Source organism: Micromonospora sp. NPDC005237, from assembly GCF_040607775.1.
In the GTDB taxonomy this organism is placed as follows: domain Bacteria; phylum Actinomycetota; class Actinomycetes; order Mycobacteriales; family Micromonosporaceae; genus Micromonospora.
Genome location: NZ_JBEXHJ010000003.1, coordinates 295,304 through 319,667 on the forward strand (window position 1 = coordinate 295,304; position 24,364 = coordinate 319,667).

The following is a 24,364-nucleotide window of genomic DNA, read 5'->3' on the forward strand; positions in this document are numbered from 1 at the left end:
CTCCTCGCGTCAGCCACGCAGCATCTCCGCCACGAGGAAGGCCAGCTCCAGCGACTGCTGGGTGTTCAGCCGAGGATCGCAGGCGGTCTCGTACCGGTCGGGCAGGTCGAGGTCCTCGATGCCCTGGGCGCCGCCGAGACACTCGGTGACGTCCTCACCGGTCAACTCGACGTGCAGGCCGCCGGGGTGGGTGTCCAGGCCACGGTGCACCTCGAAGTAGCCGAGCACCTCGTCGACGATCCGGTCGAAGTGCCGGGTCTTGTAGCCGTTGGACGACTCGTGGGTGTTGCCGTGCATCGGGTCGCACTGCCAGACCACCTTGGCGCCGGAGGCCGTGACCTTGGCCACGATCGGCGGCAGGGCGTCGCGGACCCGGTGGTTGCCCATCCGGCTGATCAGGGTGAGCCGGCCGGGGATGTTGTCCGGGTTGAGCTTCTCGCACAGCTCGATCGCCTCGTCCGGGGACGTGGTCGGGCCGAGCTTGACGCCGATCGGGTTGGCGATCCGGGAGATGAAGTCGATGTGCGCGCCGGTGATCTGCCGGGTGCGCTCGCCGACCCAGAGGAAGTGCCCGGACAGCCCGTACGCCCGGCGGTCAGAGACCCGGGTGAGCGCCCGGTCGTACTCCAGGGCGAGGGCCTCGTGGGAGCAGTAGAGGGTGACGGTCCGCAGCGCCTCGTCGTCGGTCATCCCGCAGGCCCGGATGAAGGCCAGCGCCCGGTCGATCTCCCGGGCGATCGCCTCGTAGCGCTCCCCCGCCGGGGAGGTCTTCACGAAGCCCTTGTTCCAGTCGTGCACCGCGTGCAGGTCGGCGAGCCCACCGGCGAGGTACGCCCGCAGCATGTTCATCGCGGCGGCCGAGTTGGCGTACGCCCGGATCATGCGCTGCGGGTCGGCGACGCGGGCGGCCGGGTCGGCCTCCAGCGAGTTGATCATGTCGCCGCGGTAGGCGGGCAGGCCACGCGCGTCGGTGGGCAGCGAGCGCGGCTTGGTGTACTGGCCGGCGACCCGGGCGACCTTGACCACCGGCAGCGACGCGCCGTAGGTGAGCACGATCGCCATCTGGAGCAGGGTGCGGGCGTTGGCCAGCAGGTGGCTCTCGGTGTTGTCGACGAAGGTCTCGGCGCAGTCACCGCCCTGGAGCAGGAACGCCTTGCCCTCGCAGACCAGGGCCAGCTTCTGCCGGAGCTGGTCCACCTCGTAGGGCGCGACGACCGACGGCACGGTGTCGAGCACCTTGCAGACCTCGGCGACGGCGGCCGGATCGGACCACGGTGGGGTCTGCTCGCGGGGCAGCTCCCGCCAGCGGTCCAGACCGAGGGCGGCGTCCTCGGCGGAGTCGACTGTCGGACGGCTGGTCTGCAGGCCCGGGCTGCCTACCGCGGGATGGCTCAGCTGATGCCACTCATGGCGCATGAGAGAAAGCGTACGGCGACCGTGGGCGTACCCGAGCGGCGAGGGGGACGGTTCCGGCAGATGGGAGATCAATCCCACCGATGTCGGTCGGTCAGGACACCGGTGAGGCGCCGACCCCGTTTGGCGACGGGCTGGCGGCGGGGTTACCGCCCGGCGCCTCCCCGGCGATGCACCAGTCGCCGCCGTCGCGGGTGACGGTGAACACCAGCGGGCGGGTGACCTTGCTCTTTCCGGCGGTGACCGAGACCGAGACGCTGACCTCCTGGCCGCGCGGGCCGGACCGGACGTCGGTGATGGCCGCCTCGGGCACCTCGAAGTGGTCGGCGAAGTCGCCGTTGGGGCCGGTGGCGGCCAGGTCGAACCCTTCGTGCAGCAGCTCGCAGAGCTGGCTGCGGCCGGCGGCGACGTCCTTGGCGGTCATCGCGTCGAGGTACGCCTGCACGCGCTCGCGGGACCGGGTGCCGGCCTCCTCGGCGGGGGCACGCTCGGGCTTGGCGGTCGACTCGTCCTCGTCACCGCCGCCGATCCCGCAGCCGACCAGGGCGGCCGGGAGCAGCACCAGGCCGGTGGCGGCCGCCGCCAGCCTGCGGTGGATCGGGCGCATGACCACCTCCGTCGACGGGGAATCGAGACGTGCCGAGCCGCGAGTCTGCCACATCGGGCCCGACCTGCCCAAGGCCGGCGGCCCGGCCGACGCTGGGCGTCGACCGGGCCGGTACGGCACGGGCGGGGAGAGGCGGTGCGGGCCCCTCCCCGCCGTGTGGGTGGTGCGTCGACCGTCGGCTCAGCCGAGGCCGCCCTTGATGGCGCCGATGAGCTCGCCGTTGCTGGTGTCGCCGGAGAGCTCCCAGAAGAACGCGCCACCGAGGCCCTGGTTGTTCGCGTACGTCATCTTGCCGTTGATGGTCGACGGGGTGTCGTAGCTCCACCAGTTGCTGCCGCACTTGGCGTACGCGGTGCCGGCGATCGTGCCGGTGGCCGGGCAGGTGTTCTTGAGGACCTTGTAGTCCTCGATGCCCGCCTCGTAGGTGCCCGGCGCCGCGCCGGTGGCGCTGCCGCCCGGTGCGGCCTGCGTGACGCCCGTCCAGCCCCGACCGTAGAAGCCGATGCCGAGCAGCAGCTTGTTGGCCGGGATGCCCTTGCTCTTGAGCTTCTGGATCGCCGCGTCGGAGTTGAAGCCCTGCTGCGGAATGCCGGTGTACGAGGTGAGCGGCGAGTGCGGCGCCGTCGGGCCCTGGGCGTTGAAGGCGCCGAAGTAGTCGTACGTCATCGGCATGAGCCAGTTGAGGTTGCCGATGGCACCGGCGTAGTCGGTGGCGTCGATCTTGCCGCCGTTGCTGCCGTCCGCGGTGATCGCGGCGGTGACCAGGGCGCTGGACCCGAACTTCGACCGCAGGGCGCCGATCACGTTCTTGAACGCGTTGGGGCCGCTGGTGTCACAGGTCAGGCCGCAGGCGTTCGGGTACTCCCAGTCGACGTCGATGCCGTCGAAGACGTCCGCCCAGCGCGGGTCCTCGACCAGGTTGTAGCAGCTCTCGGCGAACGCGGCCGGGTTCTGGGCGGCCTGGGTGAAGCCGCCGGACCAGGTCCAGCCGCCGAACGACCAGATCACCTTGAGGTGCGGGTTCAGCTGCTTGAGCTTGCGCAGCTGGTTGAAGCTGCCGCGCAGCGGCTGGTCCCAGGTGTCGGCGACGCCGTCCACGCTCTCCGCCGCCGTGTACGCCTTGTCGTAGTCGGCGTAGCTGTCACCGATGGTGCAGCGACCGCCCGTGGTGTTGCCGAAGGCGTACAGGATGTGGGTCAGCTTGGCGGCCGAGCCGCTGGTCTGGATGTTCTTGACGTGGTAGTTGCGGCCGTAGACGCCCCACTCGGCGAAGTAGCCGACGACCTTCTTGCCGCCCGTGTTCGGCGGGGTGGTGGTCGGGGGCGCCGTGGTGGGCGGAGCGGTGGTGGGCGGCGCCGTGGTGGGTGGGGCCGTGGTGGGCGGCGCGGTGGTGGTCGGCGGGGTGGTCGGGGTGCCACCGCCGCACGGTGCGCCGTTGACGGTGCAGTTCAGCGGCGCCTTGTAGGCGCCGGTGCCGTTGTAGCCCCAGCTGAACGAGGCGCCGGGCGCGAGGCTGCCGGCCCAGCTCTTCTTGACGGCGACGTAGTGGTTGCCGCTGCTCGTGACGTCGGCGTCCCACGCGCTGCTGATGGTGGTGCCTGACGGCAGGTCGAACTCGATGCGCCAGGTGGCGACCGTGGCGCTGGAGCCGTTGGTCACGGTCACCTTCGTCTCGTGACCGGTCCCCCAGTCCTGCGCCTTGGCGAACGTGGTGGTGACCGAGCCGGCACCGAACGCGGTCGTCATCGGCACCGCCGCGACGGTCACGGCGACCACGGCACCGGCCCAGAGGGCCCGGCGGAGCGATCTTTTCATAAGGCGTCTCCCGAACTGTTAGGAAACTTTCCAAAAGAGATGGTGAGACGGTACTCACGCCGTCATCAGTTCGTCAAGATGTCCATGTTTCGATTTCTTCTGGTGCGTGGACTGCGCCCGCACCGAGCCGCCGGTCAGCGGTCGGGGGTCGCGGGCCGGCGCGTAGCCTCGGGCCCATGACCGTCTTCGACATCCCGATCGACGCCCTCAGCGGCGGGCCCGCCGACCTCGCCCAGTACCGGGGCCGGGCGCTGCTGGTGGTCAACGTCGCCTCCCGGTGCGGCCTCACCCCGCAGTACGCCGGCCTCCAGACCCTCGCCGACACCTACGCCGAGCGTGGCCTGGTGGTGCTGGGCGTGCCGTGCAACCAGTTCGCCGGGCAGGAGCCGGGCACCGCCGCCGAGATCAGCGACTTCTGCCAGGTCAACTACGGGGTGACTTTTCCGCTGACCGAGAAGGTCGACGTGAACGGGCCCGACCGGCACCCGCTCTACGCCGCGCTGGTGGACACTCCGGACGCCGACGGACACACCGGGGACGTCCGCTGGAACTTCGAGAAGTTCCTGGTGACCCCGGACGGCACGGTCGCCGCCCGCTTCGCCCCCACGGTCGAACCCGACTCCGAAGACCTCCGCGCGGCGATCGAAAAAACCCTCCCCACCCCCGCCTGACCCCACCCCGCCCCCGCCTGACCCGCCCGCCCCTGACCCGCCCGCGGTGATCAAGAGGTTTGCGTCAGGGGTGAGCCTTCATCTGACGCAAACCTCTTGATCACCAGGTGCGGGGGGTCGGCGGCGGCGTCGCCCGGACCGACCACCGTCGGGTGGCACATTCCCGCGGGACCGGTCGGCGGTCAGCGTGCGCAGTACGTTGTGCAGAACCGGCTCGCGGCGCAGCCAGGCGTCCGCGCCGGCACACGCCGGCCGGCCGCGCAGCCGCTCGGCGTCGGTCAACCGGAATAACCCACCGTGCCGGTCGGGAATGCGTCGTGGGTGGACGAAGTTGGGAAGAAGCATGACAACTGTGGGACTGATCGGCAGCGGCCACATCGGCGGCACGGTGGCCCGGCTGGCGGTGGCCGCCGGCTACGACGTGGTACTGAGCAACTCGCGCGGGCCGGAGACGCTCACCGACCTGGTCGACGAGCTGGGCGAGCGGGCCAGCGCCGCCACGGCGCAGGACGCGGCGCAGGTCGGCGACCTGGTGGTGGTCAGCGTGCCACTCAAGGCGTACCGGGCGGTGCCCGCGCAGCCGCTGGCCGGCAAGGTCGTCATCGACACCAACAACTACTACCCGGAGCGCGACGGGGCCTTCCCGGAGCTGGACGCTGGTGAGATCACCAGCAGCGAGCTGCTCCAGCGGCACCTGCCGGACTCGCGGGTCGTCAAGGTCTTCAACAACATCTACTTCAAGGCCCTCGCCGCGCTCCCCCGGCCGGCCGGGGCGGCCGACCGCAGCGCGCTCGCGATCGCCGGTGACGACGCCGCCGCGAAGGCCGAGGTGACCGCCTTCCTGGACCGGATCGGTTATGACGCGGTCGATGTCGGCCCGCTCGCCGAGGGGTGGCGTTACCAGCCGGACACCCCGGCGTACGGCGTGCCCTACTCCGCCACGCCGACCGACTGGCAGCGCCCCGCACCGGGTGACGCCGAGAAGCTGCGCGCCGCGCTGGCCGCCGCCACCCGCTGAGCACCGCCGCCGTCCTGGGACGACCGCCTACCGGGTGGCCGTTTCCAGGGCGGCGGCGAGTTCGTCGTCGTAGCTGGAGATGGGCTGACCGTCCACGGCGTACGCGACGAGTCGGCCCTGCGCCATGCTCGCCGACCGGAACGAGAACGTCCGCGTACCGGGGTAGGCCGCCAGCAGGGGAATGTCCCGGGGCGCTCCCCCCGGGGCGGAGTAGTACGCCAGCCGGGCCACCCGCGCGGAGACCACACCGTTGACCCGGACCTTCGTCTTCTCCGCCCGGGTGCCGAAGGTGACCGGCGCGTCGGTGGCATAGGCGGCGCACTCAGCTGGGCTTCGACAGACGAAGAAATACCGCGGATTGACGACGTCGCCGAGGGCGTACGCCTTGAACGTCGGGTCCGCTCCGGCGGGCAGCGGTTGCACGGCGAAGAAGGCGAGAGCCACCGCGGCCGAGACGCTCACCCGCAGCCAGGCCCGGCGGGCGGCGGATCGCCGGTTGCGCCGGGCGGTCGCGACCGCGACACCGCCGAAGCCGGCCAGGCACAGCAGACACACGCCGACGGCACGGGCGTTCTCGAACAGGAACTGCACGCCCGGCCGCGTCGACACCGGGCCGAGGACCGCGCCCAGCGAGACGACCATGGCGGCGAGCAACGCCCCACCGGCCACCCGCTGGGTGATGCCGGACGCGCCGACCAGCAGCATCGCGGCGAGCACCGGCCACACCTGATGGTGGGTCCAGGACACCGGGGACGCGGCCACCGTGGCGCAGCCGACGAGGACCGCCGCGTGCCCGGGGCGGCCCTGCCCGGCCAACTGCCGGGCGCGCAGGAGCGCCGCCCCGCAGATCACCGCCACCAGCCCGGCCCAGAGCACGGGCAGCGCCCCCTCGTCGACCCCGAGGCGCAACAGCATCCCGTGCACCGACTGGTTGCCCAGCGAGGCCAGGTTGCCGATCCGCGAGGTCTGCCGGACCGCCTGGGTCCAGTAAGTCCAGCTCTCGCCGGGCAGCACGACCGCCGCCAGCCCGGCACAGGCTCCGAACGTCGCCACCGCGCGGCCGGCGTCGCGATAGCGCCCGGTCGCGAGGAAGTACGCGACGAACAGCAGCGGGGTCAGCTTGATCGCCGCGGCCACCCCGACGAGCACCCCGCGCAGCCGGGGTGGGACGACGCCCATCCCGTCCAGCAATGCCAGCAACACGATGAAGATGCTGACCTGCCCGAAACGCAGGTTGCTCTGCACCGGCGCCGAGAGCATCAGCACCGTGGCGGCCACCGCGACGAGCAGCGGGCGGTGCGACCGACCGGTGCTCAGCGCGACGCCGACCAGGCCGGCGATGGCGACGACCGCCGCGCACGTCGCCACCAGCCAGACGCCCTGGAGTACGCCCTCGCTGACGGCGGTGATCGGGCCCAGCACCAGGGCGGCGAACGGCGGATAGGTGAACGGCCCGCCGTTTCGGGCGCGGTACTCGTACAGCGGCCGGCCGGCGTGCAGATCGGACAGTGCGCCGTAGTAGATGTGCAGGTCGCTGAGCCGGTCGCCGCGCCTGAGCACGAGCACACAGGACACCAGCGCGACGACGCCGAACGCCGCCCACGCCAGCGCCACCCGGCGATCCCGCATCGCCCGAGAATAGGCGAACGCAAGGCCGAGCGAAGGTCCCGTCGACCGTTGGCCGCGCAGTCCAACGCCGACGAGCACGACCTCGACCGTCTGGCACAGGCGCTATTTCTGGAATAGCACCGACGCGACGTCCGCCACGATTCCGAGAGCCCAGTCCAACTGCGGACAATCGTGATGACCTTGACACTCCAGGCAGCCGCCTGTCTGCCAGGGCCGATCACGCGCTCGGGACCAGTGCGCGTCGAGGACCCGCTCCGCCATGAAGAGTTCGGTCGCCCTGGACACCGGCTCATCGATCGCCATCGCCCGCACCTTTCCCGAGGTCACGAGATGCACACCCTGGAGGGCGGAGGCCATGCGTCGCGCCCTCCAGGGTGGATGGATCGAAAACCTCGGGATGCTGAAGTCCAGAAGCGTCCGACCGCTGTCTCACTGTATCCACTGTCTCACTGTAGTCAAGTTCTCACTGTGCTCAGTCGAGTCGCGTCGTCACTTGTCCTGCCCAGGTCCCGGCTGGAAGCATGATCTTCGCTGAAGTCCAGGAGAGCCGATCATGCCTACCAGGCCACCGCACTACCTTCGCGTCGCCGACGACATCGCGCGCAGAATCAACTCCGGGGAGTACCCGCCCGGCCATCAACTGCCCTCGGTCTCGGAAATTGGCGAGATCTACAACGTGGCACGGTCGACCGCCTACCGGGCCGTACGCGAACTGCACCAACGAAACCTGGTCTACGGCCAACAGGGGCAGGGCGTCTTCGTCGCCGAAGCGGAGTAGTCGGCTGCGAGGGTCCGACCGCGTCTGCCCTCGGAAGAACGGGGACCACGCGCCAGGCGTGCGTCCCTAGCATCGGTGGATGGAAGCGACGGGCACACCGGCGTACGACGCTCACGCGGACTGGTACGAGGGCTTCATCTCGGGCGGTGGCGACTATCTCCGGAGGGTGCACGCGACCGTGGCCGACCTGCTCGGCACGGGTGCGGGGCCCTGCCTCGACATCTGCTGCGGCACCGGCGCGCACGCGTCCGTGCCTGGCGACCTGGGCTGGACACCGGTGGGTGTGGACCTGTCCGGCGGGCAGTTGCGGCACGCGCGCGGGCGACTGCCGGCGGCCCGGGGGGACGCGACCGCCCTGCCGATCGCCGACGCCTCACTGCCCGCCGCGATGTGCGTCCTGTCCAGCACCGACGTGCCCGACTACCCGGGCGTGCTGCGTGAGGTCGGCCGGGTGCTGCGCCCGGGCGGGCGGTTCGTGCACGTGGGCGTGCACCCGTGCTTCGTGGGCGCGTTCGCCGACTGGGGCCGGCGCCCGAGCGTCGTCGTCGACGAGCGCTACGCGGACCGGTCACGCAGCTTCGACAGCTGGAACACCGACGGCGTCCGGGTCCGGGTCGGCGCCTGGCACGTGCCGCTCGCCGACCTGCTCAACGCGACAGTGGCCGCCGGCCTCCGACCGGTCCGGTTCGTCGAGTCCACCTCTCTAGGCGTGCCGGACCTGTTCGGCTTCCTCGCGGTGCGGTAGCGGCACCAACCCCGCGTCCAGAGTCGGGATCTCCCTCGCGAAGCGGCAAGATCGCCCTCGAACCTGGATGTCAACACTGTTGCGTTAGGGCTGTGGCCGGCGGGGTCAACCCGTGCTGGATAACAAGACTCTTGGTAGATCAAGCCCCGGCGATCATGGAATTGTGGTGCCTGCCTTGGCAGGGTACGGGCGTTTTGTGGCCCACCACAACTCCATGATCGGCGAGGCAGTGCCGGTCGACGAACAGCCGTTCCGCCAAACGAAACGGTGTTGACCTGGATGTAGTGGCATCCTCCCGACGCGAGACCACTACATCCTGGATCGAGCACGATCTCGCGGGCAGCGATCTCGCGGACAGCGCGGCACGGGCAACGCGGCACGGGCAACGCGGCACGGGCAACGCGGCACGGGCAACGCGGCACGGGCAACGCGGCACGGGCAACGCGGCAGAAGAAACATTGCACGCAAAACTTGCGCCGGAGTCCCATACACGGGACTCTGTCCGTGGGTTGCCGCCCGTTCACCGAACGTGCCTTCCGGAGGCGACATGCACACGCTCCGTACCACGTCCCGCCGGCTGCTGGCCGGCGCTGGCGCGCTCCTGCTCGGCACCGCCCTCGCCGCCGCCGCTGCGGCCCCGGCCAGCGCGGGCACCGTCGGATACGTCCGGCTCGCCCACCTCTCCCCCGACACCCCGGCCGTCGACGTCTACCTGGCCGCCCCCGACGCCGCGAAGCCGCGAGTGTTCCCGGGCGTCGGCTACGGCGTGGTCTCCGACTACCTCCAGCTCCCTCCGGGCCGGTACGCGGTGGCGATGCGCGAGGCCGGCACGCCCGCCAGCGAGCCGCCGGTGCTCACCACCGAGGTAGCGGTGACCAGTGGTGGCGCGTACACGGTGGCCGGTGTCGGTCGGCACGCCGACCTGGGGCTGCGGGTGCTCACCGACGATCTGAGCGCTCCCAGGCAGGGCCGGGCCAAGGTGCGCGTCGTGCAGGCGTCGGTGCGGACGCCCGTCCTCGACGTGGCCGCCGCCGACGGGCCGACGATCGCCGACGGCGTGCAGTTCGCCACCACCACGGACTACCAGCAGGTCGAGCCGGGCACCTGGAAGCTGCGACTCACCGGCGCGGGCGGCCCGAGCACCGACGCGGAGGTGCGGCTCACCGGCGGAGCGGTCTACTCGCTGCTGGTGCTCGACGACAAGCAGGGCGGGCTCACGGCCGAGCTGCGCCGCGACGCCGAGGGCGGCACTGTCGTACCGGCCGGCGGTGTGGACACCGGCGCGGGCGGCACGTCCGACGCAGGGTTCGGCGCGTACGCCCTGGTGGCCGGCGGGTTGGCCGCGGCGGCCGGCGCGGCGAGCCTGCTCCTGTGGCGCCGGCGGCGGCGCACGACCTGGTGAGCATCGGGCCCGCCGCCGCGATCCGACGCCACCGCGACCGCCGGGCGCCGCTGGCCGCGCTGGTCGCGGCCGGCGCGGCGGTCTGCCTGGCCGCCGGCACCGGGGTCGGGCTGGCGACGACCGGCCCGCCGCCGCCGGCCGCGAGCTGGCACCCCGGCTGCGCCGACGGCTGCGCGTCCGTGGCCGCGCCGCCGCGACCACAGGGTCCACCCACGCGGGTACGCGTGCCGCGCATCGACGTCGACTCGGCGCTCACGGTGCTGGGCCTGGACCGCGCCGGCGTCCTCGTTCCGCCGACCGAGTTCGACACGGCCGGCTGGTACGGCGGCGGCCCGGCACCCGGCGACACCGGCCCGGCCGTGCTCGCCGGGCATCTGGACTCGCGCAGCGGCCCGGCGGTCTTCGCCCGGCTCGATGAGCTGCGTCCGGGTGACCGGGTCCAGGTGTGGCGCGGCGGGCGGTGGCTGTCGTTCCGGGTGACCGGGTCGCTGCGTACCCGCAAGGACCGGTTCCCGACGGCCGTGGTCTACGGCCCGACGCCCGGGGCGGAGCTGCGTCTCGTCACCTGCGGGGGCGACTTCGACCGGCGGCGCGGGCACTACCGGGACAACGTGGTGGTGTTCGCGGTCGCCGACGGCTGATCAACTCGGCTTGCGGGATGTCGGGGTGTCCGGCTCGGCCCGATGCCCCGGATTCCCGGATTCCGAGTCGATCACCGCCTGGCGGGGCCGGCGTCAGACCGGGCGGGCCGGCGTCAGACCGGGCGGCGGCCGGCGAAGCCGCACTCGGCGCGGTGGTACCAGCGCACGTCGGAGTCGCCCTCCAGCCAGCACCAGAGCACCGCACGGCCGGCCCGCTCGCCGGGGAAGTCGAGCAGCACCGGCGCGATGCCCTTGACCTGGATCTCGTGCTGGTGCAGCTCCTCGACGACGGCGTGCAGCCGGGCCTCCAGCCCCTTCACCTCGGCCAGCCCGCCGAGCGCGCTGACGCCGTGGTCGGCCAGGTCGACGCGCAGCTCGGCGAGGTCGGCGCGGAGCCGGATCAGCTCGTCGACACGCGGCTGCAGGGTGGCCACCAGGTGCCGGGCCTGGGCGAGTGTGAACACGTCGCCAGTATGCCCGTCACATAGCGCCGCTGGTCACCCCAGGCATGAGATCAGAATTCCCTTAAGTGGATCTTGAGCTGTATGCCTGTCGGCAGCCCTCGTCGAGCATTGGCAGGCGTACGTACCGTCCCACCATTGCCAGAGCTCCCGTCGGGCACCTATTAGCAGCCGTACCGGCTAGCTTCGGACATCCGACAAGCTCCATAAGGGACTTGAACGGGAAAGTGCAGGGCTGCGGGTGTGGGAGCCGTGGACAGGGGTGTCACTTGCCGCTGCGCTCAGGTATACAGAGTTCTCCTCGCGGAGCAGCCTTTCATTCTCGGGAAATCCGTCGGTGCAACGGAGGCTCACTGGCATGAGCGATGGTTCGTCCCCCACCACGTCCCCAGCTCTTCGGTTCTTGTTCCGCTACCGCGATCTGGTCGCTGACACACTGCCCGAGCATCGTGCCGTCCTGCAGGAGCGGGGGTGGTGCTGGTGGGGATGGTGGAAGCGGCCCAACGAACCTGGCCGGCTGGAGATATGGCGGGCTCTGGAACAGGAGACGCGCGCAGGGCAGCGGGTGCTGATTGGACTGTTCCACTCCGGTACGGGCAGCGTCCATCCGGCATCCGTGGAGCGGGTAGTCGTCCCCCAGGCCGACGATCTGGGTAACTATGTTTCGCTCAGTCCGCCCACCGCCGAGCAGGATGGCGTTCCTCCGTACTACCGATCGAGTCGGCACAGTCGGGGCTGGCTGCGGCTGGTGGCCTTGGCTGAGGAGCCGATCGAGTTCTTTGGGAAATTCTCGTTCGCCTCGGCGCCGCCGTTGCCGCACCACCCCGCGAGCCAGTTGGAGCGGCTTGTGGGCAAGCGGATTCTGGACGCCGACGAGCTGCGCGCGATGGACACCACCATTTGGGAAATCCGGTCGGCCCAGCCGGGCGATTCCAGTGAACGGTTCCTGACCGCGTCGCAGCGTGAGGACGGCGCGCTGTCCGCAGAGCCGATCGCCTGTCCGGGGCCGTGGCTGCTACACCTCACCGATCCGCACTACGCGACCGGCCGGTTCCGTCCCGAACATCAGTGGCGGCTGGAAACCGAGGACGGGGCGACACGCCCCACCATGGTTGACGCAATTTCGAACGCGCTCGCTCATCACCAGCGATCAGTCGGAGCGGTTCTCGTAACGGGCGATCTCACCTACGTCGCCGCCCGTGAGGAGTTCGACGCGGCTCGAGCCGGCCTCTTCAAGTTGACCAACGGACTCCTCGGCCTGGGCATGGAGCATCTCGTGGTCATTCCCGGCAACCATGACATCGCGTGGACCCGCAGTGACTCCTACGACTACGGAGCACCGGTTGAGGTGGCGCCATCCGAGGCCACCGCCAACTACCGGAACTTCTTCAAAGCACTCTATGGCTACCCGGCTTCACCCCACCTCTCAATGGCCCGCCGCTTCGTCTTCCCCGGCGGCAACCTCGTGGATGTCGCTGCGGTCAACTCCAGCTCTCTGGAACAGGGCCAGTCGTTCCTGGCAGGCATGGGCCGTGTGCAGGAATCCGCATATCGAGAGGTGACGAGCGCCCTGACCTGGTCGAGTCCCGGCTCAGCCCTACGAGTACTCGCGCTGCACCACCATCTCGCGCTGACCGAGGACCTGGAGTCGTCCGATGAATACGCCACCGGTTTTGGGATCGCCGTCGATGCGCCCCGGATCCAGCGCATGGGCGCTCGCGACGGGGTACATCTCGTCGTGCACGGCCACAAGCATCGCGCGTTCGTCTGGCGAGCCGAGGCGTACCATCTCCCGGAATACAGCAACGAGCGCTGGGAGTTGGGGCGCTTCAACATCGTGGGCGGCGGAAGCAGCGGCTCGAAATCGTCAGACGGGCGGCGTAACTTCTTCAACCTGATCAGGATGGCCGGCCCGGTCGTGGAGTTGGAGATGTACCGGAGTCAACACGAAGGCGCGTTCGAACGCTTCATGACCTGGAGGGCACCCTTGGCCACTGGCACAGACGGCCGGCTGGAGATCGCTCCCTGGCAGGTCGTCTCTCCATGACCGCCCGACGCCCGCGGGTGAACGCTCTCATCCTCGACATGGACAACACGTTGTACGACTGGGTCGCTTACTTCGTGCCTGCGGTCCGAGCAATGGTGTCCGAGGCCGCAAAGCTCCTCGACGTGTCCGAGGATGAGCTACGTGGCGACCTCCAGGCCGTACACCGCAAACACGGCAACACGGAGCACCCGTTCGCGCTGCTTGAGACCACCGCCGTCGAGCGCCACCTTCCCGGCATGAGCCAGCGGGCACGACACGAGTACCTGCTGCCCGCCTTCGCCGCATTCAACGAAGTCCGACGACACCACCTTCGCCTCTACGCGGACGTTGAACGGACCCTCCAGGCCATCAAGTCGACAGGTTGCCGCATCGTGGGCCACACGGAGGCCAAGGATGTGAACATCAGCAGCCGAGCACGCGCGCTCGGGCTGGAAGCGATGTTGGAAGCGATCTACGCGCCTCGGTTCATCGGACCACCGCACCCTCTAGGCGTCGATCGACCATCGACCCCTACCGCGATCGAGGTTCGTGTACTTCCGCCGACAGCGCGCAAGCCCAACCCCGACATCGCCCGTCGGATCGCCGAGCAACTCGGCGTACCGCCCAACCGCTGCCTGTATGTGGGTGACAACCTGAGCAAGGACGTCGTAATGGCCAAACGAGCGGGAATGCTCGCAGCGTGGGCGCGTTATGGCACCCACCACGACCCCGAGCTCTGGCGTGACCTGGTCGCGCTGTCCCACTGGGACCCCGCAGCCGTCACCGCCGCAGAAAACACGAGTAACGACCTGACCCGCTTTGGGCCTGACGTCACGTTGGACGCCTTCCACGAATTACCTGGGCACTACACATTCGCGGCTGACCCAGGATCTCGGCGATCTCAGTTGGCGTCTAATTGCCGGGCAGCCGGGTCCGCCGAATGAGCGAACCCGGCGCCGGGCTGGGTCGCTGACGGGGACCACGCGCTTCGCCGGTTCAGATCACCAATGTTGCTACGAAACTCGCTGAGCCACTCGCCAGTCTCCGCCTCGACCAGCTCGGCTGTGCGCAGCACAAGCGTACGGATCAGTTTCTCACGGCGTCGTACCGCCAGATCCACCTCGTCGTCATCACGTGCGGTACTCAAGTCTGCGGTTGCCCAGTCCAACCTAAACTCGGTGAGTGCCCGCTGAAGCGCCTGCACGGTGGCGATATCCCGCATCCAGGCGGACGACAGCCCAAAGAAGTGATCGAATGCCAGACAGCCGCCCGCCATGGCGAGGAGGACGTATCCCCAGCTGGCGCCCCGGCCGGCGCTGGCCGCGCTGACGAGTGGTACGACACCTCCGGCGATTCCCAGCAGGATGACACAACCGCGCAGAATGCGGGAAGCTGTGCGGCGGATCGCCTTGTCACGCAGGTACCAGGCGACCCAATCCTCAGCCTGACCCTCCGCCCACTCACGCAGGCGTTGCAGGACAACCTCCGGCTGCTGCTCCGCGGCCAGGACAGGGAACGGCCGGATAGTCATGTCTCGGCGGGGGACACGATGTACTTCACGGACGTGGCCGTTGCCGGTTACCACGACTCCTCCGACCGCGGCAAACGGCGAGAGCCGCGTACAAACGTCAGATCGAGAATCGAAGGACACTCTCGCCGCATACCGACAGCCTGCACCGCCAGGGCACGGCGCTCAAGAGCAAACACCGCTCCGGTGACGGGCGGAAGTCAGTCGGCCTGGGCGGCCAGTTCGCGGGCGCGGTCCCGGGCGGCCTCCAGCGCGGCGAGCAGCGCCGCGCGTACGCCGTGCTTCTCCAGCTCGCGGATCGCGGAGATGGTGGTGCCGGCGGGCGACGTGACCGCCTCGCGCAGCTTGACCGGGTGCTCGCCGGAGTCGCGCAGCATCACGGCGGAGCCGATCGCGGTCTGCACGATCAGCTCGTGCGCCACCTGCCGGGGCAGTCCGAGCAGGATCCCGGCGTCGATCATGGCTTCGACCAGGAGGTAGAAGTAGGCCGGGCCGGAGCCGGAGAGCGCCGTGACCGCGTCCTGCTGCGACTCGGGCACCCGGATGGTCTGGCCGAGGGGCTTGAACATCTCCTCGGCCAGGGCGAGGTGTTCCCCGGTGGCGTACGCGCCCGCCGAGATGGCCGTCATCGCCTGGTCGACCAGCGCCGGGGTGTTGGTCATGACGCGGACCACCGGGGTGCCGTCGGGCAGTCGGCGGTTGAAGAAGCTGGTGGGCAGGCCGGCGCAGAGCGAGATGACCAGCTTGTCGGCGGGCACCTTGGGGCCGATCTCGTCCAGCAGCGCGGCGGCGTCCTGTGGCTTGACCGAGACCGCGAGCACGGCCGCCTCGTCGACGGCGGCCAGGTTGTCGACCACCCGGACGCCGTAGCGGGCGGTCAACTCCTCGGCGCGGGCCGGTCGGCGGGCGGTGGCGAGCAGCCGCTCCACCGGCCATCCGGAGCGCAGCAGCCCGGAGAGCATCAGCTCACCGATCTTGCCCGCGCCGATCACCGCGACCGTGTGCACCTCGGCTGACATCTCGGCCGTACCCCCTCGCGTCGGGTCGCGGCGTGGCGGGCTGTGGGCCCGATACGCCGCCGAACGTCGGGTCGCGGCGTGGCGGGCTGTGGGCCCGATACGCCGCCGAACGTCGGGTCGCGGCGCGGCTGGCCCCGTGGCCCGCCGCGCCGCCTACCGTCGATCAGCTGCCGAAGAAGACCTCGGCCTCGGCGTACCGCTCCAGCGGCACGGTCTTCAGCTCGCGGGTGGCCTCCGCGAGGGGCACCCGGACGATGTCGGTGCTCTGCATCGCGACCATCTTGCCCCAGTCGCCGTCGTTGACCGCGTCGATGGCCTGCAGGCCCAGGCGGGTGGCGAGCACCCGGTCGAAGGCGGTCGGGGTGCCACCGCGCTGGATGTGGCCCAGCACCACGGTGCGGGCCTCCTTGCCGGTCTTGGCCTCCAGCTGCTCGGCCAGCCACTGGCCGATGCCGCCGAGGCGGACGTGGCCGAACGAGTCCAGCTCCTGGTTGGCGAGCACCATCTGACCGTCGAGCGGCTGGGCACCCTCGGCGACTACGACGATCGGGGCGTACTGGTGCTGGAAGCGCTTCTCGACGTAGCCGGCGACCTGGTCGACGTCGAACTGCCGCTCGGGCAGCAGGATCACGTTGGCGCCGCCGGCCAGGCCGGCGTGCAGGGCGATCCAGCCGGCGTGCCGGCCCATCACCTCGACGACCAGGGTGCGGTGGTGGCTCTCCGCGGTGGTGTGCAGCCGGTCGATGGCCTCCATCGCGATGTTGACCGCGGTGTCGAAGCCGAAGGTGTAGTCGGTGGCGCCGAGGTCGTTGTCGATCGTCTTCGGCACGCCGACGACGTGCACGCCCAGCTCGTAGAGCTTGGTGGCCACGCCGAGGGTGTCCTCGCCGCCGATCGCGATCAGCGCGTCCACGCCCTGGCTGGCGAGGTTGTCCTTGATCCGCTCGACGCCGTTCTCGATCTTGAACGGGTTGGTCCGGGACGAACCGAGGATGGTGCCGCCACGGGGCAGGATGCCGCGGACGTCCGCGATGCCCAGGGGACGGGACAGACCCTCCAGCGGGCCCTTCCAACCGTCCCGGAAGCCCACGAACTCGTGACCGTAGGTGGCGACGCCCTTGCGGACCACCGCCCGGATGACCGCGTTGAGACCTGGGCAGTCGCCGCCGCCGGTGAGCACGCCGATACGCATGATCCGCTCATCCTCCTGGAGCATCAGGTAAAGCCCGATATGCCCCAGGTATGTGTCAAGTCAGACCATCGGCGCCATTGCCGGCCCGGGGCGGGCCGTCACTGCGAACTGTAGTCGGCCTACCTGCGCGACGACAGCGCGCCCCGGGGGCGGCGGGTCAGTAGGTCACCTCGCGGTTCTCGCCGGTCGCCGGCGGGTGGCCGGTGACGGCGGCCTTCGCGAACCCGAGCAGATTGACCACGGTGCTGCTCGGCGAGTCCCAGTACTCGGCGGAGCTGGCGTGCACCTTGATCAGCGTCAGGCCGGGCGTGTCCAGCCCGTCCGGGAACCAGGTCCTGAGCACCGGGTTCCACAGCCGCCGGGCGCGCTCGGCGTCGAAGCCCTCATTGGCGGTGCCCGAGACCGACACCCAGGCGTTGTGCTTCTGGTCCGAGAAGGCGACGTTGACCTCCGGGTTCACCCGGATCTGGCGCACCTTGGCGGAGTCTGCGTAGGCGAAGAACCACAGGTCGCCGTCGAACTCGGCTTCCTGCAGCCCCATCGGCCGGCTCACCTGCCGCCCGTCCAGCGCGATCGTGGTGAGCATGCAGATCCGTGCGGCGCGGACCAGCTCGGTGACCCGCGTCCGGGCCTCGGCGACGCTGGTCGGATCGTTGCTCATGGCAGTCTCCCTCGGCTCGACTGGTCGAACCGTTGCCCGGGACAGAACCGGTCAAACCTGCAAAGGTACGACGACCGGTCAGCGTGCCGTCATCGCCCGCCAACGGGCCAGGTTGTGCCGGGCGTCGACCAGGGCGTCGTGCCGGGCCGCGTCCGCGTCCGGCAGGGTCGGCCGGCCCCGGTCGTCCCAGAGCTGCCGCAGGTCCTTGGTGAACCGGGGGATCTCCCGGGGCAGCGCCGGCATCGCCCCCCAGAGCTGGGCGAGGACCACATGGTCGTACGCCGCGTACCAGGCCCACAGCTCCAGCTGCTCCCCCGGCCGGTCCCGAACCGGCTCCATGAGGAAGTCGTACAGGTCGTCACGGATGCGCTCCCGGGAACGCCAGGCCCGGTCCGCCGGAGACGGCAGCCGGTCCAGCACGTTGCGCCGGACCCAGGGCACGGCACGGGAGTCGTCGAACTCGGTGGAGACCGCGTAGAACTCGCGGCCGTACTCGTCGACGACGCCGATCGACACGAGGTCGACGATCCGGCCGTCCTCGATGAACTCGCAGTCGTAGAAATAGCGGTAGACCATTCCGGCCATCCTCGCCCACGGCCGGCCGGCGGCGCCCGGCGGGGCCCGGGTGCGACCCACGGCCGGTCCGTCGCGGACCAGCGCCGACCTGCGACCGGGAGCCGGCGCAGGGAGTACGCCGCAGCTCGCGACGGTCACGGAAGTGCTTCGAGGGGTGTACAGCAAGCGACCGGACCGTCATGATCTGATGTGTACCGCTACCGGACGCCGAATCGGTGTCAGTTCACCTTGTCAGGGCCATCAGGTTCACCCGGTGAGCGATTGTGTGGTCCATGACCGGGAGGGGTTGGGCCGTGGAGATGCGCCTGCCGGAGCCGGGTGACGCGCTCACGGGTGTCGAGATGTTCGCCGGGTTGGAGCCCGAGGTGCGCCAGCGCGTCATCGCGGCCGCCGTCCCGCGCACCTACCGCAAGGGTCAGTTGCTCTTCGTGGAGAACGACCCGGGCGAGTCGCTGATCGTGCTGCGCCGCGGCGCGGTCGCCGTCTTCCGCACCGCGCCGACCGGCGAGCGGGCGGTGCTGTCGGTGATCCGTCCGCCGGACGTGCTCGGCGAGGTCTCCCTGCTCGACGCCTCCACCCGGTCCGCGTCGGCCGAGGCCATCGAGGACTGCGCGGCGCTCGCGCTCTCCCGGGGCGCGTTCATGGAACTGGTGCACTCCAATCCGCGCATCCTGGACGCGGTGATGCGCTCGCTGGGCGGCCTGATCCGTCGGCTCACCGAGCAGAACGCCGACCACGTCTTCCTCGACCTGCCCGGCCGGGTCGCCAAGACACTGGTCCGGCTGGCCGGCGAGAGCCAGGCCCCGATGATCACGATCGAGCTCAACCAGAGCCAGCTCGCCGAGATGGCCGGCGGTTCCCGTCAGAGCGTCAACCAGGCCATCGGCTCCTTCGCCAGCCGGGGCTGGCTGCGGACCGAGGGGCGCCGGATCGTGGTCACCGACGTGGCCGCGCTGCGCCGCCGCGCCGGCATGAACGACCGCTGAGCCGCACCTCCGCCGCACCGGCCTGAACGACCGCTGAGCCGCGCCGACGGGCAGCGCACTTCGACAACACGACACGGCCGGGTCACCCGTGGGCGGCCCGGCCGTGTCGTCGCGTCACCGACGCGTGGTTCAGACTCCGGAGCTGCCCGGGCCGGCCCACTTGTCCGGGCCCTTGCCGTCGCCGCCCGGGCCGTGGGACTGCTCGCTGACGATGCCCTCGGCCTGGAGCGTGGCGAGCGTGGCGGCGTCGACGTCCACCGACTCGCCCGCGGAGTGGTTGACCCCGTTGCCGTCGGTCCAGTCGCTCTCCAGCTTGACGTACACCATTGACCTGTCCCCCTCTGGTCGCTGATCGAAGATGTGGCGGACTGAATGTAGTCCGTCGGACCCTTGGTGGACTGTCCACAAGCCAACAGGCCGGTACCTGACAGCCGCGCGGGCGGTGATACTCCCTGTGACGGGACGACGGGGGGCGTCGGCCCGGATCGCCATGGAGGGTGTGTCATCGCCGCGCAGTGTGGGCGCTGTGGACGCACGGCCGCCGACGGTGACCGCTTCTGCGGTGGCTGCGGTGCCGAGCTCGGTGCCGTCTGCCCGCACTGCCTGCGCCCCCTCGCCTCGGACGTCACGTTCTGCACGTCGTGCGGGTCGCCCCGGCCGGGCGCGGACCGGCCGGTCGCCGTCGCGCCGCAGGAGGATCGCCGCCGGGTGAGCGTGCTCTTCGTCGACCTCATCGACTTCACCCCGTACGTCGAGCGGGCCGACCCGGAGCAGGTCCGCGGCATGCAGACCGGCTTCTTCTCCGCGGCCCGCCGGGTCGTCGGCCAGTACGGCGGGGTGGTGGAGAAGTACATCGGCGACGCGGTGATGGCACTGTTCGGCGCCCCGATCGCCACCGAGACCGACGCGCTGCGCTGCGTCCGGGCCGGACTGGAGCTGCAACGTGTGCTCACCCGGTTCGCGCCGACCGGCAGCACCGAGATGCGGTTCCGGGTGGGGGTGGCCACCGGGGAGGCCCTTGTCGACGTGGCCGCCGCCCGCGACGGCGGGCAGGCGATCGTGGCCGGCGACGTGGTGAACACCGCCTCCCGGATGCAGTCGGTCGCGCCACCGGGCGGGGTGCTGGTGTGCGGCACCACGCACGCGCTGACCAGGGACACGATCCGCTACGAGGAGCAGCCCCCGGTCACTTTGCGCGGCCGGTCGTCGCCGACCGAGGTGTGGCTCGCGCTGTCGCCGCTGCGCCGCCTGCCAACCGACCGGGAGCCGGACACCACGCCGCTGGTCGACCGCGAGCACGAGCTGGGCATGCTGGTCAACGCCCTGCACCGGTCGCTGCGCGACCGGCTGCCGCAGGTGGTGACGATCTTCGGCCGGGCCGGCATCGGCAAGAGCCGGCTGCTGCGCGAGCTGTACCGGCACACGGGCCGGCTGGTCGACGAGCCGCTGACGTGGCGGACGGGGCGCTGCCCGCCGTTCGGGGAGAACGTCACGTTCGCCGCGCTGGCCGACATCGTCAAGACCGAGGCCGGCATCCTGGACACCGACCCGGCCGCCAGCGCGGCGCAGCGGCTGGCCGCCGCCGTGAGCGAGCTGATCGGTCCGGGCGAGCGGGACCGGGTGGTGGACGCCCTGCGCCCGCTGGTCGGGCTGCCCGGCACGCCGCTGCCGGCGGAGGAGGCCGAGTCGTCGTGGCGACGGTTCCTGCTGGCGTTGGCCGCCCGCCGCCCTACCGTGCTGGTCTTCGAGGACCTGCACTGGGCCGACGACGCGATGCTGCGCTTCGTGGAACTGCTCGGGGCGGCGGCCCGCGAGGCGCCGCTGCTGCTGCTCTGCACCGCCCGCCCGGAACTGGTCGATCGGGACCCGAGCTGGGCCGGCACCATCACCGGCTCGGTGACCATCACCCTGCCGCCCCTGCGCGACACCGGCATCGCCGCCCTGTACGCGCACCTGTTCGGCCAGGCGGCGTTCTCCGCCGACATGTTGACCCCGCTCATCGAGGTGGCCGGCGGCAATCCGCTCTACGCGCACGAGTACGTCCGGATGCTCATCGAACAGGGCGCGCTGCGCCAGTCCGGGCGGGGCTGGTCGCTGGACAAGCAGCTCGAACTGACCATGCCGGAGAGCGTGCACGCGGTGATCGCCAACCGGGTCGACCTGCTGGACGCCAAGGACCGCTCGGTGCTGCTGGCGGCCTCGGTGGTCGGGGTGCAGTTCTGGCCGGGCGCGGTGGCCGCCGCGCTGGGGCAGCCGGTCGAGTCGGTCGAGCGTGCGCTGCGCCGGCTGGAGCAGCGCGACTTCGTGCACGAGCAGGCCGCGTCGACGATGGCGGGGCAGGCGGAGTTCCGGTTCCGGCACGTGCTGGTGCGCGACGTCTGCTACCAGCGGCTGCCGCGCACCGAGCGGGTGGCCCGGCACGAGCGGGCCGCGGACTGGCTCGACGCGCTGTCGCACAGCCGCGACACCGACTTGGCGGAGGTGCTCGCCCACCACCGCTGGGCGGCCCACGAGATCGCCCGCTCGCTCGGCATGCAGGTCCGCCGGTACGCGGGGCCGGCGCGGCAGGCGCTGCACCGGGCGGCCCGCCGGGCGTACGCCCTGCACGGGCTGGACGCGGCGGCGAGCCATGCGGGTCGGGCGCTGGGCCTGGCCGACGACAGCGACCCGGTGGGGCGGCTCCAACTGGAGCTGCTCAGCACGGAGATCTCGTTCTACCGCGACGGCAACGCGTTCCTCTCCGGCGGTGGGCCGGAGCAGGTGCACGCGCTGGCGGACCGGCTGTCGGCGCACGGCGACGACGCGTGCGCCGCACGGGCGTGGACGCTGCTCGGTCAGGCCGCCTGGCTGCGCGCCGACCGGGGCGACGCGCTGGCCTGCCTGGATCGCGCGGTCCAGTTGTTCGAGCCGTTGCCGGACAGCCCGCAGAAGGCCGACGCGTACGCCGAGCTGGGCCGCCTGCACATGCTCAACTACGAGCGCGACCCGGCCGTGTCGGCGGCGGACACCGCGGCGGAGATCGCGGAGCGGCTGGGCCTGACCGAGACGCGCACCAACGCGCGGATCACCGCGGCCACCGCCCGCTACCAGGCCGGTGACCGGGTCGGCCTGGACGAGCTGCACGCGATCGTCGAGTTCGGCCGCGCCGGCCAGCTGCTCGCGCTGCCCCGGGCCACCCAGAACCTGGCCTGGGCCATCCGCGAGGAGGGCGACTGGCTGCGCTCGAACGCCCTGCTCTCGGCCGCGCCGGCGCGTACGGCCAGCGGCCAGACGCTGACCACCAGCTATTCGGCGGAGGCGATGCGGGCCTGGTTCGAGGGTGACTTCGGCCGGTTGCTCGCCGCGGCGGAGGCGTTCGTGGACACGCCGACCGGCAGCTGGGACATGCAGGTACGGGGGTTGCGCTGCTGTCTGCTGGTGCTCCGCGACGACGAGGATCCGGCCGACCTGGCCGACGCGCTGACCACCGCGTGGCGCAGCGGCTTTCACCGCCTGCGGTGGACGATGCTGAGCATGGCGGCGCTGTGCCGGGCACTGCAGGGCCGCGACGCCGAGGCGGCGGAGCTGATCGACGAGCTGGACCGGTCCTGGTCGGCGGTGCCGGCGCTCGCCAGCGGGGAGTGGATCGCCGCCGCCGCGTACGCCGCCGCCCTGGCCGGGCGGGACACCGCCGTGCGGGTCCGGGCGATGCTGGACCGGGTCGGGCATCGCACGCCGTGGTCGGAGGCGGCGCTGCGGACGGTGACGGCGGCGGTGGCGGCGGCCGACGGCGACCACCGGCGGGCGGCCGAGCTGCACCTGGCCGCCGCCGAGACGTACGGGCGGATCCCGGACGTCAGCGACCGGGTGCTGGCGCTGGCGCTGGCGGCGGCGGAGCTGACCCGCGCCGGCGACCCGGCGGGCGCCCGGGAGCCGCGAGCCGAGGTCCGCACCTTCGCGCTGCGCAACGACGCCCCGGGCCTGCTGGCGCTGGCCGGCCGGCCGATCAGCCCGACCGGGCCGGCGGTCGCGTGTTGAGCAGGCTCACCCGGCTCGGCGGCTAGGGAGCCTCAGCCGCTGACCCGACTCAGGCGGCGACTGGCGTCTTGAGTTTCTGCGCGTAGATGTCGACGTACTCCCGGCCGGAGAGCTCCATCAACTCGTACATGACCTCGTCGGTGACCGCGCGCTCGACGAACCGGTCGCCGGCCAACCCCGCGTAGCGGGAGAAGTTCAGGGGCGCGCCGAAGCAGACCCGCACCTGGCCGACCCGCGGGAGGAGCCTGCCGGGCGGCTGAAGTTCGTCGGCGTTGAGCATCGCCACCGGCACCACCACCGCGCCGCTCTCCAGGGCCAGCCGCGCCACACCGGTCTTGCCCCGGTAGAGCCGCCCGTCCGGGGAGCGGGTGCCCTCCGGGTAGATGCCGGCCACTCCTTGAGCGCGCAGCACCCGCAACTGGGTGTCCAGGGCGGCGCGGGCGGCCTGACCGCCGGAGCGGTCCACCGGGATGGTCCCGGTGCCGACGAAGAACATCTTCATGAACCAGCCCTTGATCCCCTTGCCGGTGAAGTACTCCGCCTTGGCCACGAAGGTGACCCTCCGCGCAACGATCAACGGGATGAAGATCGAGTCGAAGAAGGAGAGGTGGTTGCTCGCCAGGATCACCGGGCCGGTCGCCGGCACATTGCGCAGGCCCTCCACCTGCGGGCGGAAGATCAGCTTGAGCAGCGGACCGAGGAGCACGTATTTCAACAGCCAGTAGAGCACCGGTGTCCTTTCCGTGGTGTGCCCGCGACAACACCATGCCCGGGAGCGCCGCCGTCGCTGACGAGCCTACGAAGCCTCAGCTCTACCCACAACGGACGAACGACCGCTTCGATCTCGTCAGGTGCTCGGGGCCTCGATCAAGGTCCGCCCGTGCCGGACTCGACAGGCCCGGTTCGTGACGCAGTCAGATTCCGCAGGGCGGGAAGGCACCCGGCGAAGCCACGCTGGCCACCGCAAACGACGGACCTAGTCCTGAGGCCAGACACGTGCCCGGCCTCACGACCAAATCCGACATCCGCTGAGCACGGTCCGCCGTCAGGCGTCCGGCCGCTCCGGTTTAGGACGATGCCGTCGTCGTTGGATCACAGCAGCGAGTTCACGCAGGAAGACAACGACGAGTCCGACGCTGGAGGGCACCGCGATCCAGGCACGCCAACCTCCCTCGCTCA

At 71.0% G+C, this 24,364-nt stretch carries 21 protein-coding genes and 1 pseudogene; 10 read left to right on the forward strand and 12 right to left on the reverse strand.

Annotated features, from left to right (window positions below):
• Positions 1-9 precede the first annotated feature (9 nt).
• The 3 genes from ABZT87_RS10205 to ABZT87_RS10215 form a co-directional block, all read right to left on the reverse strand.
• Positions 10-1,416, reverse strand: a complete 1,407-nt coding sequence (locus ABZT87_RS10205) for a class II 3-deoxy-7-phosphoheptulonate synthase (protein WP_354858250.1) — start codon at positions 1,414-1,416, stop codon at positions 10-12.
• Between the two features lie 91 nt (positions 1,417-1,507).
• Entirely contained in the window at positions 1,508-2,020 is a 513-nt protein-coding gene (locus ABZT87_RS10210; protein ID WP_355066888.1) for a nuclear transport factor 2 family protein, read from the reverse strand.
• 180 nt (positions 2,021-2,200) lie between these two features.
• Positions 2,201-3,835: a glycosyl hydrolase family 18 protein gene (locus tag ABZT87_RS10215; RefSeq protein WP_354858245.1), complete on the reverse strand. Its 1,635-nt coding sequence runs from the start codon at positions 3,833-3,835 to the stop codon at positions 2,201-2,203.
• A gap of 176 nt (positions 3,836-4,011) precedes the next feature.
• On the opposite strand from ABZT87_RS10215, the gene ABZT87_RS10220 reads away from it, so the two are divergent.
• Both ABZT87_RS10220 and ABZT87_RS10225 read left to right on the forward strand, forming a co-directional pair.
• Entirely contained in the window at positions 4,012-4,506 is a 495-nt protein-coding gene (locus ABZT87_RS10220; protein WP_354858242.1) for a glutathione peroxidase, read from the forward strand.
• A 343-nt stretch (positions 4,507-4,849) separates the two neighbouring features.
• Complete coding sequence (locus ABZT87_RS10225) at positions 4,850-5,524, forward strand: NAD(P)-binding domain-containing protein (RefSeq protein WP_355134919.1); 675 nt, start codon at positions 4,850-4,852, stop codon at positions 5,522-5,524.
• Between the two features lie 27 nt (positions 5,525-5,551).
• Here the strand turns inward: ABZT87_RS10225 and ABZT87_RS10230 are convergent, their stop codons facing one another.
• Positions 5,552-7,153: a glycosyltransferase 87 family protein gene (locus ABZT87_RS10230; protein ID WP_355134921.1), complete on the reverse strand. Its 1,602-nt coding sequence runs from the start codon at positions 7,151-7,153 to the stop codon at positions 5,552-5,554.
• 553 nt (positions 7,154-7,706) lie between these two features.
• Between ABZT87_RS10230 and ABZT87_RS10235 the strand changes: the two genes are divergently transcribed.
• From ABZT87_RS10235 to ABZT87_RS10250, 4 genes are all read left to right on the forward strand, one after another.
• Positions 7,707-7,931: a GntR family transcriptional regulator gene (locus ABZT87_RS10235; RefSeq protein ID WP_354858235.1), complete on the forward strand. Its 225-nt coding sequence runs from the start codon at positions 7,707-7,709 to the stop codon at positions 7,929-7,931.
• A 79-nt stretch (positions 7,932-8,010) separates the two neighbouring features.
• Positions 8,011-8,676 carry a methyltransferase domain-containing protein gene (locus tag ABZT87_RS10240; RefSeq protein WP_354858233.1) on the forward strand — a complete coding sequence of 222 codons (666 nt, stop codon included), beginning with the start codon at positions 8,011-8,013 and terminating at the stop codon, positions 8,674-8,676.
• A gap of 547 nt (positions 8,677-9,223) precedes the next feature.
• Positions 9,224-10,078: a DUF4397 domain-containing protein gene (locus tag ABZT87_RS10245; protein ID WP_355134923.1), complete on the forward strand. Its 855-nt coding sequence runs from the start codon at positions 9,224-9,226 to the stop codon at positions 10,076-10,078.
• Positions 10,048-10,719, forward strand: coding sequence for a class F sortase (locus ABZT87_RS10250; RefSeq protein WP_355134925.1), 672 nt, complete (start codon positions 10,048-10,050; stop codon positions 10,717-10,719). Before ABZT87_RS10245 ends, ABZT87_RS10250 begins: the two co-directional genes overlap by 31 nt.
• 113 nt (positions 10,720-10,832) lie before the next feature.
• On the opposite strand, the gene ABZT87_RS10255 is transcribed toward ABZT87_RS10250, so the two are convergent.
• Positions 10,833-11,183 carry a DUF2203 domain-containing protein gene (locus tag ABZT87_RS10255; protein ID WP_234586913.1) on the reverse strand — a complete coding sequence of 117 codons (351 nt, stop codon included), beginning with the start codon at positions 11,181-11,183 and terminating at the stop codon, positions 10,833-10,835.
• Positions 11,184-11,538: 355 nt separating this feature from the next.
• Here ABZT87_RS10255 and ABZT87_RS10260 point away from each other — a divergent pair, with 355 nt between their 5' ends.
• The gene (locus tag ABZT87_RS10260) at positions 11,539-13,227 is read left to right on the forward strand and encodes a metallophosphoesterase (RefSeq protein WP_355134927.1); all 1,689 of its coding nucleotides are present in this window, start codon (positions 11,539-11,541) and stop codon (positions 13,225-13,227) included.
• Complete coding sequence (locus ABZT87_RS10265; RefSeq protein ID WP_355066896.1) at positions 13,224-14,150, forward strand: HAD-IA family hydrolase; 927 nt, start codon at positions 13,224-13,226, stop codon at positions 14,148-14,150. The genes ABZT87_RS10260 and ABZT87_RS10265 overlap by 4 nt, the downstream gene beginning before the upstream one ends.
• Here ABZT87_RS10265 and ABZT87_RS10270 read toward each other — a convergent pair.
• From ABZT87_RS10270 to ABZT87_RS10290, 5 genes and pseudogenes are all read right to left on the reverse strand, one after another.
• Positions 14,108-14,737 carry an SLATT domain-containing protein gene (locus ABZT87_RS10270; protein ID WP_355134929.1) on the reverse strand — a complete coding sequence of 210 codons (630 nt, stop codon included), beginning with the start codon at positions 14,735-14,737 and terminating at the stop codon, positions 14,108-14,110. The two genes, ABZT87_RS10265 and ABZT87_RS10270, sit on opposite strands and share 43 nt — an antisense overlap.
• Positions 14,738-14,934: 197 nt before the next feature.
• Entirely contained in the window at positions 14,935-15,753 is an 819-nt protein-coding gene (proC, locus tag ABZT87_RS10275; RefSeq protein WP_354858227.1) for a pyrroline-5-carboxylate reductase, read from the reverse strand.
• A gap of 163 nt (positions 15,754-15,916) precedes the next feature.
• A complete protein-coding gene (locus tag ABZT87_RS10280) occupies positions 15,917-16,945 on the reverse strand; it encodes a 6-phosphofructokinase (protein WP_354858266.1) in 1,029 nt (342 codons plus the stop codon).
• A 157-nt stretch (positions 16,946-17,102) separates the two neighbouring features.
• The gene (locus tag ABZT87_RS10285) at positions 17,103-17,606 is read right to left on the reverse strand and encodes a pyridoxamine 5'-phosphate oxidase family protein (RefSeq protein WP_354858226.1); all 504 of its coding nucleotides are present in this window, start codon (positions 17,604-17,606) and stop codon (positions 17,103-17,105) included.
• Positions 17,607-17,660: 54 nt separating this feature from the next.
• A pseudogene (locus tag ABZT87_RS10290) lies at positions 17,661-18,182 on the reverse strand (polyadenylate-specific 3'-exoribonuclease AS); the annotation flags it as partial.
• 293 nt (positions 18,183-18,475) lie between these two features.
• Between ABZT87_RS10290 and ABZT87_RS10295 the strand changes: the two are divergent.
• Positions 18,476-19,168, forward strand: coding sequence for a Crp/Fnr family transcriptional regulator (locus ABZT87_RS10295; RefSeq protein WP_007463121.1), 693 nt, complete (start codon positions 18,476-18,478; stop codon positions 19,166-19,168).
• Positions 19,169-19,297: 129 nt separating this feature from the next.
• Here ABZT87_RS10295 and ABZT87_RS10300 read toward each other — a convergent pair whose 3' ends face one another.
• Complete coding sequence (locus ABZT87_RS10300) at positions 19,298-19,495, reverse strand: hypothetical protein (protein WP_354858223.1); 198 nt, start codon at positions 19,493-19,495, stop codon at positions 19,298-19,300.
• Between the two features lie 66 nt (positions 19,496-19,561).
• Between ABZT87_RS10300 and ABZT87_RS10305 the strand changes: the two genes are divergently transcribed.
• Positions 19,562-23,185: an adenylate/guanylate cyclase domain-containing protein gene (locus tag ABZT87_RS10305; protein WP_355134931.1), complete on the forward strand. Its 3,624-nt coding sequence runs from the start codon at positions 19,562-19,564 to the stop codon at positions 23,183-23,185.
• Positions 23,186-23,234: 49 nt separating this feature from the next.
• Here the strand turns inward: ABZT87_RS10305 and ABZT87_RS10310 are convergent, their stop codons facing one another.
• The gene (locus tag ABZT87_RS10310; protein ID WP_355134933.1) at positions 23,235-23,915 is read right to left on the reverse strand and encodes a lysophospholipid acyltransferase family protein; all 681 of its coding nucleotides are present in this window, start codon (positions 23,913-23,915) and stop codon (positions 23,235-23,237) included.
• Between the last annotated feature and the right edge of the window lie 449 nt (positions 23,916-24,364).